At 69.2% G+C, this 4,322-nt stretch carries 5 protein-coding genes; 4 read left to right on the plus strand and 1 reads right to left on the minus strand.

What is annotated here, in order from left to right; genetic code table 11:
• From H926_RS0122805 to gltX, 4 genes are all read left to right on the plus strand, one after another.
• Positions 1-597: Fe2+-dependent dioxygenase (locus H926_RS0122805; RefSeq protein ID WP_022678302.1), on the plus strand; the 597-nt coding region annotated here is incomplete at its 5' end.
• Positions 594-1,685, plus strand: a complete 1,092-nt coding sequence (locus H926_RS0122810) for an alpha-hydroxy acid oxidase (protein WP_022678303.1) — start codon at positions 594-596, stop codon at positions 1,683-1,685. The genes H926_RS0122805 and H926_RS0122810, both read left to right, overlap by 4 nt.
• Before the next feature lie 24 nt (positions 1,686-1,709).
• Positions 1,710-2,534, plus strand: coding sequence for an arylamine N-acetyltransferase (locus H926_RS0122815; protein WP_022678304.1), 825 nt, complete (start codon positions 1,710-1,712; stop codon positions 2,532-2,534).
• Between the two features lie 44 nt (positions 2,535-2,578).
• A complete protein-coding gene (gltX, locus tag H926_RS0122820; RefSeq protein WP_022678305.1) occupies positions 2,579-3,901 on the plus strand; it encodes a glutamate--tRNA ligase in 1,323 nt (440 codons plus the stop codon).
• Between the two features lie 10 nt (positions 3,902-3,911).
• Here the strand turns inward: gltX and H926_RS34345 are convergent.
• On the minus strand, positions 3,912-4,322 hold a 411-nt coding region (locus H926_RS34345; protein ID WP_202804792.1), incomplete at its 5' end, for an autotransporter outer membrane beta-barrel domain-containing protein.

Genomic DNA, 4,322 nt, shown 5'->3' on the forward strand with positions numbered 1-4,322 from the left:
GGCCGCGCCACCGCCGGCCATCTCGCCGCGCGGGCCAAGGCCAACCTGCAATTGCCGCTCGACAGCGCGGTGGGCTCCGCGCTGGGCCAGCGCATTCTCGAACGGCTCGGCCAAACGCCGCTGTTCATCGCCGCCGCGCTGCCGCTGCGCGTGCTGCCGCCGCGTTTCAACCGCTATGAAGGCGGCGGCACTTACGGCAGCCACATCGACAACGCCCTGTTCCGCCTGCCCGGCACCGACACCTATGTGCGCACCGACATTTCCAGCACGCTGTTCCTGTCCGATCCGCACGAATACGATGGCGGCGAACTGGTGGTGGAAGACAGCTATGGCGCGCACCGGGTAAAGCTCGCCGCGGGTGACATGGTGCTCTATCCCGGCACCAGCCACCACCACGTCACCCCGGTGACGCGCGGCGCACGCCTGGCCGCGTTCTTCTGGACGCAAAGCCTGGTCCCGGCCGAGGCCGACCGCCGCAGCCTGTTCGAGATGGACCAGGCGATCCAGGCCCTTGCCGCCGACCAGCCCGATCATCCCTCGGTCGCGGCGCTCACCGGCGTCTATCACAATCTGCTGCGCCGCTGGTCGCAGCCATGACCGGCTTGCCCCTGCCGGCCGACATCGTCACGCTCGATGATTACAAGCGGCACGCCGCCGCACTCATCGATCCGGCTACCTGGGCACATATCCAGCAGGGCCACACAGATGCCAACCGTGCCGCCCTGGCGCGCTGGGGCCTGGTGCCGCGCATGCTGCGCCTGCTCAACGGCGGCAGCACCGGCACCATGCTGTTCGGCCAGGCCCACGCCGCGCCGATCCTGCTCGCCCCGGTGGCCTATCAGCGGCTGGCCCATGCCCAGGGAGAAATCGCCACGGCCCAGGCCGCCGCCGCGCTCGACACCGCGCTGGTGACCAGCACCTTGTCGAGCGTGGCGCTGGAAACGATCGTCCAGGCCCTGCTCGATGCGGCCAGGGAATTGCAGCGCCCCGCGCCGCCGCCCGCCTGGTTCCAGCTCTATGTCCAGCCCGAACCGGCAGACACGCTCGCCCTGGTGCGCCGGGCCGAGGCAGCCGGCTATGGCGCCTTGGTGGTAACGGTGGATGCCGCCATCAAGCGTGCCGAATTTACGCTGCCGCCCGGCGTGGAGGCAGCCAATCTTGCCGGGCAGGCGCCGCCGCGTCATCACACCCATGCCCACAGCGGCCAGCTGGTATTCGGCAGCGCGCTCGCCGCGCAGGCTCCAACCTGGGACACCCTGGCCTGGCTACGCCGCGAAACCACGTTGCCTTTGGTGGTCAAGGGCCTGCTTCACCCCGATGACGCGCTGCGCGCCCGCGATGCCGGGGCCGACGGGGTAATCGTCTCCAACCATGCCGGGCGCGTGCTCGATGGCGTGGCGCCCGCGCTGATGCTGCTGCCGGCGATGCATGCCGCACTGGGCGCCGACTATCCGCTGCTGTTCGATGGAGGTATCCGCAGCGGCGCCGATGTGCTCAAGGCCATGGCGCTGGGCGCCCGGGCGGTGCTGGTCGGCGCGCCGCAATACCATGCCCTGGCGGTGGGCGGCATGGCCGGCGTGGCGCATATGCTGCACATCCTGCGCACCGGATTCGAACTGGCCATGGCGCAATGCGGCTGCACCAGCGTAGACCAGATCACCCGCGATCTGGTGATTGCCTTGTAGGCCATAGCCGTTAAGTGGCGGCGCATGATCTGCGATCTGCCCAGCTATCTCGCCCGCATCGGCCTTGCCGCCGCCCCCGCTGCCACGCCGCAGGGCCTCGAACAGGTGCAGCGCGCCCATCGCCAGGCGATCGGGTTTGAAAATCTTGACGTGATGCTGGGCCGGGGCATCGGCCTGGAACCGGCCGATATCCGGGGCAAACTGGTCGATCGGCCACGCGGCGGCTATTGCTTTGAACATAATCGCCTGTTCGGGGCGATGCTGGCCACCATGGGCATGCCCACGCGGCCGCTGCTGGCACGGGTATGGTTGCGCGTCTTGCCCGGCGTGGTGCCACCGCGCACCCACACGTTCAGCCTGGTGACACTGGCCGGCGAGCAGTGGCTGGCCGATGCCGGTTTCGGTTCGTCCTATGTCCCGCCCATGCCCCTGGCCGATGGCGCTAGCGCGCTGGCTGCTGATGGTTATCGCCACCGCTTGCGCCGCGCCCGCGCGCCCGGCTCGCTGCGCGGCGAATGGGAGGTGGAACGCAGCCAGGACGGCACCACGTGGGAGGCGCAATACAGCTTCGACACCACAGAAGTGGCTGCGCTGGACCTGGCCATGGCCAACCACTGGGTCGCCACCCGGCCGGAATCGCGCTTTACACAGGCCTGCATCGTCTCGATCGTGCAGCCGCAGGGCTTTGCCTCGCTGCTCGACCGCCAGATGACGGTACAGACTGCGCATGGGCGCGACGTCAGCGAACTTCCCGATGCAGCCGCCTGGCAGCGCACCCTCGCCGATGTGTTCCACATCGAAATGACCGATGCCGAGGTTGCCCAGCTGGCGCCGCGCCTGTTCGGATAAGTCCCCGGCTGGCCTTGGCCGCCAATCACGCTATAGCGCGCGCCATGACTGTGGTTACCCGCTTTGCGCCCTCGCCCACCGGCCGCCTGCATGTCGGCAACATCCGCACCGCGCTGCACAACTGGTTGCTGGCGCAAAAGCATGGTGGGCGCTTCCTGCTGCGCATCGACGATACCGATGCGGCGCGCAGCCGCGAGGAGCATGTCGAGGCGATCCGCGCTGATCTTGCCTGGCTTGGCCTCCATCCCGAGCGCGAAGAGCGCCAGTCTGCGCGCTTTGCCATCTACGAGGCGGCGTTCGAGCGGCTGATCGCGCAAGGCCGGCTCTATCGCTGCTATGAAACCGCGCAGGAACTTGATCTGAAACGCAAGATCCTGCTCGGCCGCGGATTGCCGCCGATCTATGACCGCGCCGCCCTTGCCCTGACCGAGGCCGACCACGCCGCCCGCGCCGCTGCCGGCGACAAGCCGCACTGGCGCTTCATGCTCGATCACGACACCCCGATCACCTGGGACGATGGCATTCGCGGGCCCCAGCATTTCGATCCGCGCCAGATGTCCGATCCGGTGGTGCGCCGCGCCGATGGCTCGTGGCTCTATATGCTGCCCAGCGCGATCGACGATATTGAAATGGGCGTAACCGATGTGCTGCGCGGCGAAGACCACGTGTCGAACACTGCCACGCAAGTGCAGATGTTCCTGGCGCTTGGCGTCCAGCCCCCGCGCTTTGCCCACGAAGCGCTGCTGACCGGCAGCGAGGGCAAGCTGTCCAAGCGCCTGGGCTCGCTCGGCGTGGCCGACTTGCGGGAAGCGGGGATCGAGCCCGAAGCCCTGGTTGCCCTGCTCGCCCGCCTCGGCACGTCCGATCCGGTCGATCCGGCGCTCGACGCGGCAGACCTCGCCGCCAGTTTCAATCTCGCCCATTTCGGCCGCGCGCCAGCCCGGTTTGACGAGGCGGAACTGCAACGCGTCAACGCCGCCGTGGTCCATCGCCTGCCCTATGACCGCGTCGCTGCCCTGCTGCCCGCCGGCATGGGCGCGGCGGCGTGGGAAGCGATCCGCCCCAACCTGGCCCACATCGGCGAAGCGGCCGATTGGTGGCAGGTGATCCAGGGGCCGATTGCCTCGCCGGCGTTCGATGAAGAGACCCGCGCCTTCCTGTCTCAAGCCGCGCAGGTTGCCGCCGCGCTCGATTGGGCCAATCCCTGGCCCGCGCTTACTGCCGCGCTCAAAGACAGCACCGGCCGCAAGGGCAAGGCCCTGTTCCTGCCGCTGCGCCAGGCGCTGACCGGCATGGACCACGGGCCGGACATGAACGCCCTGCTGCCCCTGATCGCCCAGGACGAGGCGGTTCGCCGCCTGTCCTGAGCGCCGGGGATCACAGCCGGAAGCGCAGCCCCGCCGTGGCGCTGCCGCCATTGCTCGGCGCGCCCAGCTCGCCCGAACCGGTGAGGAACAGCGTGGCGCCCGGCGCCATCTGATACTCGACGCCGGCCGCCAGGCTGGCGCTCAAGCGGTTGCGCCGCACGCCCACGGCCTCCAGTTCGTCGGTCGAGCCCGCCAGGCTGGCAAACGCCCGCGCCTGGCGCCCCTGCACGCGATAGCGCATGCCCAGCGTGACAAAGCGACGCCACGGCGAGGCAGCATCCGGCGCGGTTTCAAAGCCAAGCCCGGCATCGACAAAGCCTTGGGTCAGGCGCGCCCGTGCCACGTTGAGGGCAAAGGGATGGGCGCTCGCTTCCTGGATCGCCTCGTGGCTGGGCCGCACCCAGGGCGTGCCCCCTTGCGG

The sequence above is a fragment of the Novosphingobium sp. B-7 genome (assembly GCF_000410615.1).
In the GTDB taxonomy this organism is placed as follows: Bacteria; Pseudomonadota; Alphaproteobacteria; order Sphingomonadales; family Sphingomonadaceae; genus Novosphingobium; species Novosphingobium capsulatum.